We start from the raw sequence: 13,970 nt of genomic DNA, 5'->3' as shown, positions 1-13,970 counted from the left end.
CGCGTTGTCCTTCCACAGCACAGCAGTTCACCAGCGCCAGCGCTACCGTGTTCCCGGAATTCTGCTACCGGGTCGCCGGACTAGCGCTACCATCAGGGGCTACTCGTCAGCGGATGTTCGGCCTATTTTTATGGCTCTCCTGACGTAACGGTGGGTGGTTTCCGAGCGCCTTAACGAGTCGACAAAACCATTGTCGAAGCGGTCGATCTTGACGTGGAAACAGGCATTCTGGTCGCGTCGGTGCGTCCAACGGCATCGATGCGCAACCGCTGCGGGTCCTGCTGGAAGCGATGTCCCCGCCACGACGCTGGTGACGGGCGTCGCCGCTGGCGGTCCCTGGATGCGGGCTCGGTGCAAATCCAGGAAGCAATACGACCAGTTCGCCGACCTCACCCGGATCGGAATCGACGAGATCAGCTACAAGCGCGGCCACAAGTATTTGACCTGCGTCGTCGACCACGATTCTGGCCGCCTCGTCCGGGCGGCGCCGGGCCAAGACAAAGCCACCCTCGCGACGTTCTTCGACGCGTTAGGCCCGGAGCGTTCGGCGCAGATCACTCAGGTGTCCACGGACGGTGCGGCCTGGATCGCCAGCGTCGTCGAAGGAAGGCCTCCGCGTGATCTTCAAACTGCCTCTCGACGAAGCGACCGAAGCGCTCAACAAATGGGTCGGTCGGGCCCGCCGCTGCCGCATCGCTTCCTTCGTCAAACTCCAAAAAAGCATCGTGAAGCACCGCACCGCGATCCTCGCCTCTATCGAGCACAGCCTCTCCAACGGCCACGTCGAATCCATGAACACCAAGATCCGACTCATCACCCACATCGCCTTCGGCTTCAAAACACCCGACACCCTCATCGCCCTCGCGATGCTCAACCTCGGCGGGCATAAACCAGTACTCCCCGGCCGGGTTTAACCCACGGTTACGTCAGGAGAGCCAGATAAATCAGCAGTCTCCCAGCCCGTGCCACGACCGCCACCATTAGACGAAAACTCGTCCAGATTCCGGCACGGATCGCATCGTCCGCCCGCCGTATCACCCTGCACTTACCCGAAAAGTGGCCGTGGGAAGCCGGCTGGACCTACCTCTTCGATCACAACTTGGGACCCCTGGAGTAGCCGCCCTCTGACCGTCAGCCAAAAACCGGCACGACTCGGACACTCCGTGGAACTACTGGGCAGCGAGGCCCGCAGATCAAACGCGCCACAACGAGCGACCGCGCTCAAAATCCGAAACCGCCACCCACCCCCAGCGGGTCGGTGCATCGAGGGTGAATGGCCATCGACCAGACCTCGACCATCAGGGTCGACAAGTCGATGACGGTCGCCGAATACCTCCACCCCGACCCGGTCATTGGAACGACAGCTTGAGTGGCCCAGAACCTGACCGAAGCTGCCTCAGCCGACGAACAGGGCGATTAGCAGGGCAACGTAGACGACGACGAACACGGCCGGCGTCACGAACCGCACTACGTTCACCCAGGGTGCCGCCGACAGGATGCGCCGCGTGACGGCGGACATGCCACCGATGGCCCGTAGATCGGCAATGACCGCCAGAGCTTCATTGGCGGCGTTGATCTGCACCAGCGCGCCGAGGACACCAGAGGCCAGCAGCACGCCGGCGGCAGCGACCCGCACGCTCGGGTCTGCTGTCGCCAGGCCCAGGGCCAGGAAGCCCACCAGCGCCGTGAGCAGGAAGGTGGGGGCGACCTGGGACACGATAATGTGCCAGCGGGTCCTGATCCACAGGTTGACGAGCTCGGATTCAGTCATGCGGTGCTCCACTTCGGTCGCCGCGGACGGACGACATGCCTCCCATTCTTGCGCGGCCTCGCCCAATCGACCTGGCGACGGCAACTGCGAGCAGGTGTGGGTGTCGTGGCATCATGTCCGCCGGTCTGCCACTCGACGTCGAGCGAGGGATCGATACGCGCCACCCGGTGCGGCGGACGGCCAAAGGGCGGCTGTTCCAGCTGATCCGAAGTTGTGGTCGAAGAGGTGGGTCCAGCCGGTTTTCGAGGACTATTTTCGGGAAAGTGCAGCGGGGAACGGTCTCACTCAGGTCGGAAAAGTGCCGCGCTTTCGCCATCAGCTAGGCTGCAACCGAAGAGGTGGGTCTGTTGAGTCGAGTGCCTGGGCGCGGTGCATTTCTCCGTCGAACTGCGAGCGCGTTTCGTTCCGTCGCACGGGCGGGTCTGACAGTCATGCTGGTTCTTTTTGATGCCTTCAACACTGGGCCAGGCGGAGGAAGCTTCCCGCCCGTCGTCCTGCCCGGTCCGGAGCGGGAGTCCCCGTCGGGACCACCATCGCCAAAGAGAAGGCCCTCTGCCAAGCGCCGGTTTGCCAAGCGTAGATCATGACCGCGCCGAGGTGTGCTTTGATCGCCGATCCTGCCGTTGGGCAGAGGATTCGCTCACGCTTCCCGAGTGAAATCGATCAGGTCTCCGTGAACCGCCGGACGTCTCACCCCGGCGAGGTTCGATAGCGTGGGCTGATGAACGAAGAAGCCCTTACCGGCGGCAATTCACACTCGGTGGTACGCGTGGGAGACACCGTGCGGCGGCCGACGGGTATGTGGACGCCCGCCGTTCACCGGTTCCTCACCACCCTCCGGGATGCCGGCATCGTCGAAGTGCCGGAGCTGTTAGGACTCGACGAACACGGACGCGAGGTCCTGGCGTTCCTGCCCGGCGAAGTCGGCAACTACCCGATACCCGCGTGGATGTGGTCGCCGACGATCCTGCAGGAAGCCGGTGCACTTCTGCGCCGCGTGCACGACGCGAGCGTACCCATCGCGCACCTGCCCGCGCACTGGCAATTGCCCACACACCATCCCGTTGAAGTTGTCTGCCTGAACGACGTGGCTCCCTACAACATGGTTTTCCAGGCAGGTCACCTCACCGGTCTGATCGATTTCGACACCGCCTCGCCAGGCCCTCGCATCTGGGATTTTGCATACCTGGCCTACCGGCTCGTCCCGCTTGGCGAGTACGCTGACGATCACTCGCCAAGGGCCGACGCGCGGACTGATCGGCTCGAGGCGCTCATCCGTGCCTACGGTCACCCTTTTGAGCCGGAGGCTGTGCTACGGGTGGCAGCGGAGCGTTTGGATGACCTGGCCGAGTTCACTGATCGTCGAGCGGCCGATACGGGCCGCACCGAGTTCATCGGGCATGCGGCGTTGTATCGCCGCGACCGCGACTTCCTCCGTGGCCTTGTGTCGGAAGGTCACTGAAACCCTGCACTCATTCCGCTGGAGATTGCACCCCGGACACGGCGGTCCGGGGATGCGACGAACGAGTGGTCAGGGCCATCGAATGGATGGGAGCGAACCGGGCCGCGGCCGCCCGGTCCTGGCTGGTTGTGGTCAGTGGCCGAGCTGTGGATCACTCGTGAGCGGACGCCCATCCTCGAGACGGCCTGCGAGGACGCGGAGGAGCGCGGGGTCCGCCGCGGACGTGACGGTGAGGTCATACCAGCCTCCCGACGTCGGGATGACGACCGTTTTGCCCTGGCCGGTGTTGAGCGCGAGGCTCTGCGATTCGCTTCCATAGGCGTCCGACAGTGTGAGGGAGACCGGTGCGGTTCCGGCGTTCGTGATCTGGAGCTGGGCATGGGAGGCAGCCCCATCCCCGGCGACCGAAACGCGGACATCGCCTCCTCCCGTCCTCCCCGCGAGTCGGCGGTACCAGCCGGCGGGGCCGTGCATCTGCACCTCGTACTTCTCCCCGAGTGCCCAGGTCGCCTCCAGCGAGGCCCCTGCCCCGATTGTGTATGAGTACGGCGCGGCCGGGAGCAGGTTGGAGCGAACCTGGACGTGCGCGCCCAGGGTGCCCCGGTTCGCCCAGCGAGCGGTCAGTTTGCCGCCGTCGACCTTCGCATCGACCTCCAGCGCATAGCCGAGCGGGCGGGACGGGCGCGTGCCCGGCTCTTGCTTGGGCATACTGTTCGCTGGCGGCGGGAAGGGGATGTAGCTGGGGTGGCGTTCATGGTCGACCGGCTTGTATGCCGAGGTGTCGGGCAGGGCCGTGTTCCCGACGCCCGTTCCGGAGAAGTCGAACGCACTGGTGAGGTCTCCGCTGACCGCCCGGCGCCACGGGGAGATATTCGGCGACTTCACGCCGAAGCGTGCCTCGAGGAAGCGGATGATCGAGGTGTGGTCGAACGTTTCCGAGCAGACCCACCCGCCCATGCTCCACGGCGACGCCACGACCATGGGAACCCGCATACCAAGGCCGAAATGGCCCGGAACGTCGTTGCGGCCAGACGGCGTCATTCGTCCGTCGTACCACTCGCCTGCCGTGGAGACCGTTGACGCGCCCGGAACCTGCGGCGTGTTGGGGTGAGGAGGGACGATGTGGTCGTAGAACCCGTCGTTCTCGTCGTACATGTGCAGCACAGCCGTCTTGCTCCACACCTCTGGGTTCGAGGTCAGGATATTGAGGATATTGGCCGCGTACCACGCGCCGAAGTTCGGCGGCCAGTTGGAGTGCTCGGTGTACGCCTCGGGGCCAACAACGTAGGAGACCGAAGGGAGCGTCCCCTTGGCGACGTCCTCGCGGAAGATCCGGAACAGGTCGTCCCCGGCCTTCGCGCTCGTACCCGTACGCGCCTTGTCGTACAAGGGACTGCCCGGCGCCGAGTTCTGGAATTGCTTGAAGTATAGGAGCGAGTTGTCGCCATAGTTACCGATATGCGCGTCACTGGTCCAACCCCAATTGCCGACGGCATCAAGGCCATCCCCGATGTCCTGGTAAACCTTCCAGCTCACCCCTGCCTTTTCAAGCTCCTCAGGATATGTGCTCCACGAGTAGCCCACCTCGGCATTCCAAAGATCCGGCCCCCCACCCGTGCCATCATTTCCGTCCCAGCCCGTGAACATGAAGTATCGGTTCGGGTCCGTCGGGCCAAGGAAGGAACAGTGATACTGGTCGCAGACCGTGAACGCGTCCGCGAGGGCGAAGTGGAACGGGATGTCGTTTCGCTCGTAGAACGCCATCGTAGCTTCGGACTTCGCCGGCAGCCACCGATCGTACTTCCCGTTGTTAAAGGCCTCATGCGTGAGCTTCCAGGAGTGGTCAAGGTCCTCCATGAACTGCATGCCGAGGTTCGGAGCCTCCGGGTGGTACGGGAGGACGTCCCGGCTGCCGTTGTTCTGGTGCCACACGTCCTTGTCGCTGGGCAGGATCGCAGGATGCGGATCGCCGAAACCGCGAACACCCTTCAGCGTGCCGAAATAGTGATCGAAGGCGCGGTTCTCCTGCATGAAGATCACCACGTGCTCAACGTCCATGATGGAACCGGTGGCCCTGTTGGCCGGGATCGACGCAGCGCGCGCGACGCTTTGGCCGAGCATTTCGGCGAGCGCGGTGCTCGCGGCACCAGCACTCGCGAGCTGAAGAAAACGTCGACGATTCAGGCCTGGCATGAACTGCTCCTAATACTTCGTGTTGCTGGCGAACCCCCCGACGGAGTTTTCCAGCACCACGTGAAGAACAGGTATCGACGAGGCAAACCTTCGGTGACACGCTCGCCCAACCGCTTCTGAAGGTTGCAACCATGGATGTTACATTTCTCCGTTCGAGCGGCTGGTGCGCGACGGCGCCGCCGACGGCACCCTGGCCGAACAGCCGTGCCCGACACGGTCGATGCGAACTCGAGCGCCTCGGCACGCAGGGCCCGAAAGATCGCGTGATGCTCAGGATCACCTCCGCCTGACGCCCCACCGCGCCGATCTTCGGCCGGGAGCGTGATCATCACGATCTCGTTCGGCTTGGCGAGTCTGCCCGATCTCGGCGTGTGGAGATTCAACCCCTTGCCTCTGCAGAGACTGATCCGCAGGAGGTTCTTTTCAGATGATGTTGCGGCGGGCTCTCGGCGCTGCCAGCATGAACTTGATGACCTACCCCGCGGAATACCTTCAGGCCTACGACGATCAACTTCGAACCGACGCGGAGACGCCGAGCGCGCTCAGTGTGACCCGACGAGGCCCGTTGCGTCTCGTGACGTTCGCCGGAGGCCGCGGCTTCGTCACGTACCGGGATCTTGGCCAGGCAGACCACCGCACGATAGCCGAGTTGGTCGCTGGCGCACTCGATCATTTCCGTGCCGACCCGCAGACCACCCGCGTCGAATGGAAAACCCGCGGCCATGACCACGCGCCAGGATTGCACGGGATACTGCTGGAGAACGGGTTCGAGCCTGAGGACCCTGAATCGATCATGATCGGGTCGCTTGAGGCCCTATGTAAGGGCGTCCCCACCCCGGACGGTGTCACTGTGCGACGCGTCACCTCCGAGGACGAGGTGCGTGCCATGAGTGCAATGGTCGACGAGGCGTTCGGTGACGCTGTCGACACTCGCCTCGCTGACGCGTTGCTCATGCGCGTCGCCAGCGACGACGGCATGGAACTGTGGGTGGGCGAAGCGGATGGCCGCATGGTTTGCGGGGGTCGACTCGAGCCGGTGCCGGGCACCGATTTCGCCGGCATCTGGGGCGGTGCCACCCTCAAGGCATATCGCGGCCGAGGCATCTATCGTGCGGTGACAGCCGCTCGGGCCCACTCGGCACTCGCCCAGGGTAAGCGCCTCGTGCACAGCGACTCCACGGAGTATTCGCGCCCCATTCTTGAACGTTCCGGCCTTCTCAAGGTATCGACGACCACGCCGTACAATTGGATACGCTAGTTCTTGGATGGGGCATGTGCTCGGCCCATCTGGCGAGTCAGGGCGTCCACCACGGCCGTAGCGGCAGGTCGCCGACCCTGCCGCCGCCATCGGGCTTGACGGCCAGCACCTGGTGCAACTGGATGCCACCGGTCTCGAACGCGAGCCGTGACCCGGCCATGTACAGGCCCCATACCTTCGCGGTGGGCAACCCCGCCTCGCCGACCGCCTCGTCCCAGTGCTCGACGAGGTTGGCGCACCAGTCACGCAGCGTCATCGCGTAGTGCTCGCGCAGGTTTTCCTCGTGCAGAACCTCCAGACCGACATCCTGTGCAGCGCTGATGATGCGACCCGAGCTGGTGAGCTCCCCGTCAGGGAAGACATATCGGTCGATGAACCCACGAATGAAGGGTTCGGATCTGTTGTCCGGCCGAGTGATGCAGTGGTTGAGCAGCAGCCCGGCGGGGCGCATCCGGGATTGCAGGAAGGCGAAGTACGCTGGATAGTTGTGCACTCCGATGTGCTCGAGCAGCCCGATCGACGACACGGCGTCGAAGCCGGTCTCCGCGATGTCGCGGTAGTCGCCGTAGCGCACCTCGGCCAGATCGGCCAGGCCCGCGTCGGCAATTGCCCGCTGCGCCCACGCGGCCTGCTGTTCCGACAATGTCACGCCGGTGGCTGTGACCCCGCGGCGGGCGGCGTAGCGCACCATGCCGCCCCAGCCGCACCCGACGTCGAGCAGCCGGTCGCCGGGCTTCAGCCGCAGCTTTTCGAACACCAGCCGGTACTTGTTCTCCTGCGCCTCGTCCAGCGATGTGTCGGGGCGCGGATAGCATGCGCAGGTGTAGGTCATCGACGGCCCGAGCACCCACTCGTAGAAGGTGTTCGAAACGTCGTAGTGGTGATGGATCGCTTCGGCGTCTCGGGTTTTGCTGTGCCGGAGTCCCCCGGAGACGCGGCGCCAGCGCGGCGGTGCCTCCTGCGGTGGTGGTGCGATCGGGCGCAGGTGCAGGGCTCCGATGGAGCGGATGATACTGATCGTCACTCGTGGCGGTGGCAGCGTGAAGACCAGCTGGTCGGCGAGCGCCTTGAGGAGTTCGTAGGGGTCGCCGGGGTGCACCCCGTGTACGTCGAGGTCACCGGCGATGTATGCACGTGCAAGGCCCAGATCGCCGCGGCCGGTGGCCAGGTAGGTAGTGCCCCGCGGCGTCTTCAGCTCCAGCCCGAGCGGGGCGTCGGACGGACCGGCCGAACTCCCGTCGTAGGCGGTGAATCTCAGTGGGAGCCGCCCACCGGCGAGGATCTCCAGTATTTCGGCGAGGGTGAGCTTCCTGCCCGTGTCCGCCTTCGCTGCCGCTTCTGCAAACTCCGCCGAACGTTCCTTGAATGTGGTCATCGTCGTTGCACCGCCTTCGCATAGAGATCGAGCAGACGAGAATTAGGGTCGTACCGCTTCTTCACGTTTCGGTACGATTCTCCGCCATAGAGTTCCCCGAATTCCTCCGGGCTGTAGTAGGAGTCGGAATATAGCGACTTGTGGCCCTGCAGCTCGCTGACCTTGCGTTCGATCAGACGGTTCGTCTCCCCTTCGGTCGACCCCACCGGCACCGTGGACCAGAAGCCGACGTTGACGTAGGGCTGCTGCGGCGGGATCGGGTAAAGCGGCCAGCCGCCGCCCTGCAACCGCAGTGGGCACAGCCAGATCGGCGCGATCGGCACGTTGGCAAGGAACCAGTCCAGGAACTCCGCACACCGCCAGATCGGCACCTCGACGTCCTGCACGACCCGTTCGCGCGGCGGACGACCGTTTCGTCGCTCGATGCGATCGCCGATCTGGAATCGCTGCTCGTAGCGCATCAGCTTCGAGTAGAAGCTGCTGCGGCGGTAACGACGCGGCCAGAGCCGGCGGATCCGCGGACGTTGCGCGCCGAATGCCTCCGAACACCAGAACCAGTCCGTGTCCCACCGCCACAGGTAGTCGTGAATCGTGAGCCGGTCGTGCGTGATGCCTTCCTCGTGCTGGATGGAGCGGTAGTAGATCTGCCGGCCGGTATAGTCGCTCACCGGGCCGGATGTCGCGGTCTGCGTTCCCACGCAGAGGTAACTCTCGTCGGCGCTGAACACCACGCCGTCGAGGTAATCGACGCGGTCACCGTCCAGATGACCGGACGCGATGATCTGGTCCATAGCCGCGACCAGATCGGTAAGCGTGTGGAAGCGCAGATGCCCGAGGGCGACGAACGCACTGACCGGCTCCAGTTTGATCCGCAGGCGCACCGCGTAACCGAGCGTTCCGTACGAGTTGGGGAAGGCACGGTAAAGGTCTTCGTGCTCGGTGGGCGAGGCGGTCACCACTTCCCCCGCCCCGGTGAGGATGTCCATCTCCAGCACCGATTCGTGCGGCAGGCCGTTGCGAAAGGATGCGGACTCGATGCCGAGGCCGGTGACCGCGCCGCCCAGGGTGATCGACTTCAGTTGTGGCACCACGAGCGGCGCCAACCCGTGTGGCAGCGTCGCGGCGACAAGATTCTCGTAGGTGCACATGCCGCCCACGTCGGCCGTTCGCGCTTTCGGGTCGACAGCGATGACGCTCGTCAATCCCGTCGTTTCGAGGCCCCGGGCGTTCGGCTTCGCTCGTGACCGGAATAGGTTTGACGTGGGCTTGGCAAGCCGAACGGAGGTCCCGGGCGGCACCGCTCGATAGCTCTCAAGGAGGCGCTTCACGCCGGCGGCGTGAGCGCTGCGTGCGTCGAACGCGGGAGGGGACACGCCTCCAAGCTAGTCCTCGGTCGCCGCGACCGCACCGAGGAAGGCTAAGAATTGACGTTCGATACGTTGACTTCCCAGACTTAACCACATAGCGTCCGTGTAGCCAGTTGAGTCATCATCGATGTTGCAGACGACTGGTCCATAACCCCAGCCGAGATCGGGCAACTCATGAATACAGAATCATCACCCCTTGCGAGTGACTCGGTGCACGCCGATCACCATGACGCCAGCGACCTGATCGACGAGTTCCGGCGGCGCCAGCTCAACCTGTTCCGTGAACGGCAGAACGACCTTGACGCGGACGAATCGACTTCAGCTCACTAGGAGTCAGCTCCGGGCGCGCCCGACCACCTGGCTCAACCTGGTTGAAGCCGCGGCGGAAGCGGCCCGGATTCCACCTCGCAATTCCACACCGAAGGATTCGCCTGGTTACGCACGCCTGCCATGAATGGCCTGTGATCGGTAAGGAACCTGTACTCTGAAAACAGACTTCCGGGAGCAGCTCTGCTGTGACCGGACGGGCGCTGGTTGAGACAGTGCATGAGGCCCCGGCGTTCGTCGCCGGGGTCTTTCTCGTACCTGTGCCGCGCCCTGCCTGCTTGCAGTGTGTTGCACGATGTCCGCGGAATCGGCGTCGATGGGAATGCCGGGGTGGATCCGCAGCTTGCAGTGAAGGTGGTCGCTTGACCAGAGGGAAAGGGTTCCTGTGAGCGAGAACGACGTGGGATTCCGCTCCGAACGCGGCCCTGTGTTGATCGCGTTGATGATGACCACCGGGCTGGTCGCGATCGATGCGACCATCCTGGCCACGGCGGTGCCGACGATCGTGAAAGACCTCGGCGGATTCGCACAATTCCCGTGGCTGTTCTCGAGCTATCTACTCGCCCAGGCCGTGTCCGTTCCGGTGTACGCGAAACTCGCCGACACACTCGGGCGAAAACCGATAGTGCTCGTGGGAATCGGTCTGTTCCTGCTCGGATCCGTGCTGTGCGGGCTGGCCTGGAGCATGCCGGTGCTGATCGCCTTCCGCGCGATTCAGGGCCTCGGCGCCGGGGCCGTGCAGCCGATGGCCGTAACCATCGCCGGGGACATCTACACCGTCATCGAGCGTGCCAAGGTACAGGGCTACCTGGCCAGTGTGTGGGCCGTCTCATCCGTCGTCGGGCCCACCCTCGGCGGGCTGTTCTCCCAGTTCCTGTCCTGGCGTTGGATCTTCTTCGTCAACATCCCCTTGTGCATCCTGGCAGCGGCGATGCTGCTGCGCACCTTCCACGAGACCGTCGCGCCCAGGCGCCACCGGATCGACTACCTCGGCGCCGGCCTGCTCACCGGCGCACTCAGCCTCCTGATCCTGGCCGTACTCGAGGGCGGCCAGACCTGGGCTTGGAACTCACCGGCGAGCGTCGGCGCCTTTGGCCTGGGTGCTGTTCTGCTCATCGGTTTCGGGTTCGCCGAGCGACGGGCCGCCGAGCCGGTCCTGCCGCTCTGGGTGTTCGGTCGGCACCTCCTGCTCAGCAGCGCCCTCGTCTCGGTCGGTGTCGGCGCGATTCTGACTGGGCTCACCTCCTTCGTGCCGACCTATCTGGAGGGGGCACTCGGCACCACGCCGCTCGTTGCCGGCCTGGCCCTTGCCGCACTGACCATCGGCTGGCCGATTTCAGCGTCGCTGTCCGGGCGGCTCTACCTTCGGATCGGCTTCCGCAACACCGCGCTCAGAGGGATGGTGCTCGTGATGCTCGGGGCTGTCGCGTTGGCCGTAACAGCGGGTGCACCGTCGGTGTCCGTAGTGGCGACCAGCTGTTTCACCGTCGGGCTGGGGCTCGGACTGGTGGCGACGCCCACGCTCATCGCAGCCCAGTCGAGCGTGGAGTGGGACGAACGCGCAGTGGTGACCGGGGCCAACCTGTTCTCCCGGTCGGTGGGCAGCGCGGTCGGCGTCGCGATCTTCGGCGCTGTCGCCAACGGCATCTTCCTGGCCGCGGGGCCGACCGCCGGGCGCTCCTCAGCAGAATACCCGGCCACGGTTGAGATGGCATCCGGCGCAGTCTTCCTCGCCGTGGTGGTCACCGCGGCGTTCACCATTGCGGCGGCCGTATCGATGCCGCGCACGCCCCGGCGGAACCGCCCGGCCTAGTCGCGCAGCCCGAACCGGGCGTGCAACGGATGCATCCACCGCGGCGCCCACCACAGGATCCGTTCCAGCGATGTCATCACCGAGGGCACGAGCACGGCGCGTACCAGGGTGGCGTCGAGGAGCACCGCGACCGCCAGCGCGGTTCCGATCTGTTTCAACTGCAGCAGGTCCCCCGTGGCGAACCCGGCGAATACGAGCACGATGATCAGCCCGGCCGAGGTGATGATCCGGCCGGAACTCTGCAGGCCGGTCTCGATCGCAAGCCGGGTGCTTTCACCCCGGTCATAGTGCTCCTTGATCCGGGACAGCAGGAACATCTCGTAGTCCATGGCCAGGCCGAAACCGAAGGTGAGCACGAGGGTCAGCACGAGCGGGTCCACACCTGAGATGGTCGCTGGTTCGAAGTTGAGCACGCCGGAGAGGTTGCCCTCTTGGAAGCCCCAGACCAGCACCCCCACCGAGGCACCGAGAGAGATCGTGCTGATGACCAGGGCCGTGACCGGAATGACCACCGACCCGGTCATCAGGAACAGGAGCAGGAAGGTGGCGACGGCGACGATGAGCGCCGCCCACGGCGCCCCACGGAGGAGCGAGTCGGTGTAGTCGACCGACGCCGCGTCTGACCCGCCCACCCAGTTGGCGAAGCCGGGACGGTCCGCCCGGACCTCCCTCACAACCGCCGGACCTTCGTGGGTATCGACGCTGACCCGGGAGACCCAGTGGCCGTTCACCTCGGCGGGCGGTGTGACGTCGGTGACATAAGGCCGCGCCGCGACCTGGTCGGCCCAGGCCGCTGCGGAGGTCTCGTCCGTGTCGGCGACCAGTTGAACCTTCGCCCCGGTCGCGAGCGGGAAGTGCGCGTTCAGGGCGGTCACGAAGCCGTACTGGCTGGACGACCTCGGGATGGCGTCCGAGCCGCTGTTCGTGACATTCATGCCGAGCACGGGGCTGCCGAGCAGGAGCAGGGCGGTGATCCCGACGAGGGCGATCAGCGTCGGCGCGCGCTGGACGCTCCGGGTGAGTTTGGAGAAGACACCCTCCTGGGGCGCCACATCACCGAACCTGGTGAGGAGGCTGCCCAGGCCGGGGATGAGGGTCAGCAGGCCGGGCTGCAGCAACCGCTCACCGAAGTACCCGAGCAGCGCCGGCACGAGCACGAGCGCGGTCAGGATCGCGATCAGCACGACCGAGACGGCGCCGACGGCGATGGCACGGATGATCGTGGGCTCGAAGACGAGCAGGCCGACGGTGGCGTTGGCGAAGGTCAGGCCGGAAAAGAGCACGGTTCGCCCCGCCGTGTCGATGGTGATCCCCACCGCCTGAAGCATGAGTTCGTGGCGGTCGTGCCGGCCCCGGCGGTCGTGCTCATCCCGGCCGTGGTGCGCCGTGGCATTCTGCGCATCGTGGGCAGACGGGGGTGTTGCCGGCGTGCGGAGAACGAGCGCGCGGAACTCCTCGCGGAAGCGGCTGACGATGAGCAGGCCGTAGTCGATGGACAGGCCGAGGCCGATAACCGTGATGACGTTGAGCACTGTCGTGTCGATGTCCATCAGGAAACTGAAGCCGTAGAGCGTGCCGAGGGCTCCGACGATGGAGGCGATCGCGCCGATCAGCGGGATTCCGGCCGCGAGGAAGCCGCCGAAGATCAGGAGCATGACCAACAGGGCGATGGGGAGGGAAATCAGCTCGCCCTTCTGCAGGTCGGCTTCGGCGACGGCGACGAGGGAGTCCACGAGCAAGGGGGTGCCGCCCACCTCGACGGTCGCATCGGGTGTGGTCTTTCGCAGCTCGACGGCGGCCGCGTCGAGCCTGGCCCGGACGGGCGCGAGCACCGCGTCGCCCAGCCGCCCGTTGCTAGTTGTCATGGCGACGTTCAGGAGCAGCCCCCTGCCGTCCTTGGCGAACAGCGCCGCTGCGGCCGGGCTGGGCTGGCCGTTCGACTGCGGAGGGAGCTCCAGCGGGTTGACCACCTCGCTCACGCCGTCGAGTTTCCGCAGGTCGGCCGCGGCCTTGGCCAGGATTGTGGCGGGCCCGGCCTCGCGAGCCCGGGCCGGGGAGAGCACAACGCCATAGATCAGCAGGGACAACGATTCGGTGTCCTGGTTCCGGCTGCCCCGCAGCAGCTGCTTCGCCTCGCTGGCCTCGCCCTTCACTGTGGGGCCGGCGCTGGAGAGCCGCTGGAACAGGGTCTCCCCTGCGACTCCGCCGAGCGCCGTCGCGACGAAGGTGGCGAGCAGGATCGCCCAGGCGATGAGCACGATGAAGCGGTGGCGGGCGATGAAGACGCCAAGGGTGTGCAACATGGTCAGTCGTCCTTCTGGCTGTGAGCGTCTGACGCCAAAGTACTCCCCCCGGGGCGCCAGGCACGAGGCGCACTGACCTGGCTCGGGATCGATGCCGTCGC

Annotated in this window: 9 protein-coding genes and 2 pseudogenes; 6 read left to right on the top strand and 5 right to left on the bottom strand. The window is 65.4% G+C overall.

Annotation, left to right across the window (positions count from 1 at the left end; genetic code table 11):
- Positions 1–189: 189 nt before the first annotated feature.
- Positions 190–914, top strand: a pseudogene (locus tag E3O19_RS01050) (ISL3 family transposase).
- A gap of 47 nt (positions 915–961) precedes the next feature.
- Positions 962–1,117, top strand: a pseudogene (locus E3O19_RS01045) (IS1380 family transposase); the annotation flags it as partial.
- A 279-nt stretch (positions 1,118–1,396) separates the two neighbouring features.
- Here E3O19_RS01045 and E3O19_RS01040 read toward each other — a convergent pair.
- The gene (locus E3O19_RS01040) at positions 1,397–1,771 is read right to left on the bottom strand and encodes a hypothetical protein (protein ID WP_134564775.1); all 375 of its coding nucleotides are present in this window, start codon (positions 1,769–1,771) and stop codon (positions 1,397–1,399) included.
- Between the two features lie 721 nt (positions 1,772–2,492).
- Between E3O19_RS01040 and E3O19_RS01035 the strand changes: the two genes are divergently transcribed.
- Positions 2,493–3,233, top strand: coding sequence for an aminoglycoside phosphotransferase family protein (locus E3O19_RS01035; protein WP_166804408.1), 741 nt, complete (start codon positions 2,493–2,495; stop codon positions 3,231–3,233).
- A 132-nt stretch (positions 3,234–3,365) separates the two neighbouring features.
- On the opposite strand, the gene E3O19_RS01030 is transcribed toward E3O19_RS01035, so the two are convergent.
- Positions 3,366–5,426 carry a phosphocholine-specific phospholipase C gene (locus E3O19_RS01030; protein ID WP_134564773.1) on the bottom strand — a complete coding sequence of 687 codons (2,061 nt, stop codon included), beginning with the start codon at positions 5,424–5,426 and terminating at the stop codon, positions 3,366–3,368.
- Between the two features lie 469 nt (positions 5,427–5,895).
- On the opposite strand from E3O19_RS01030, the gene E3O19_RS01025 reads away from it, so the two are divergent.
- Complete coding sequence (locus E3O19_RS01025; RefSeq protein ID WP_134564772.1) at positions 5,896–6,684, top strand: GNAT family N-acetyltransferase; 789 nt, start codon at positions 5,896–5,898, stop codon at positions 6,682–6,684.
- Positions 6,685–6,721: 37 nt separating this feature from the next.
- Here the strand turns inward: E3O19_RS01025 and E3O19_RS01020 are convergent, their stop codons facing one another.
- Together E3O19_RS01020 and E3O19_RS01015 are read right to left on the bottom strand one after the other, a co-directional pair.
- Complete coding sequence (locus E3O19_RS01020; protein ID WP_134564771.1) at positions 6,722–8,059, bottom strand: class I SAM-dependent methyltransferase; 1,338 nt, start codon at positions 8,057–8,059, stop codon at positions 6,722–6,724.
- Positions 8,056–9,357, bottom strand: a complete 1,302-nt coding sequence (locus E3O19_RS01015; protein WP_277612999.1) for an FAD-binding oxidoreductase — start codon at positions 9,355–9,357, stop codon at positions 8,056–8,058. Before E3O19_RS01015 ends, E3O19_RS01020 begins: the two co-directional genes overlap by 4 nt.
- 243 nt (positions 9,358–9,600) lie before the next feature.
- Here E3O19_RS01015 and E3O19_RS17585 point away from each other — a divergent pair, with 243 nt between their 5' ends.
- Positions 9,601–9,756: a hypothetical protein gene (locus E3O19_RS17585; protein WP_166804407.1), complete on the top strand. Its 156-nt coding sequence runs from the start codon at positions 9,601–9,603 to the stop codon at positions 9,754–9,756.
- Between the two features lie 439 nt (positions 9,757–10,195).
- On the top strand, positions 10,196–11,566 hold the full coding sequence (locus tag E3O19_RS01010; protein WP_134564779.1) for an MFS transporter: 1,371 nt from the start codon (positions 10,196–10,198) through the stop codon (positions 11,564–11,566).
- Here E3O19_RS01010 and E3O19_RS01005 read toward each other — a convergent pair.
- Complete coding sequence (locus tag E3O19_RS01005; RefSeq protein ID WP_134564769.1) at positions 11,563–13,869, bottom strand: MMPL family transporter; 2,307 nt, start codon at positions 13,867–13,869, stop codon at positions 11,563–11,565. The two genes, E3O19_RS01010 and E3O19_RS01005, sit on opposite strands and share 4 nt — an antisense overlap.
- Positions 13,870–13,970: the final 101 nt, after the last annotated feature.

Origin of the sequence: Cryobacterium algoritolerans, assembly GCF_004402785.1 — a bacterium.
In the GTDB taxonomy this organism is placed as follows: Bacteria; Actinomycetota; Actinomycetes; order Actinomycetales; family Microbacteriaceae; genus Cryobacterium; species Cryobacterium algoritolerans.
The sequence above is the reverse complement of the archived record's forward strand: the minus strand, read 5'-3'. Positions and strand labels throughout refer to the sequence as shown.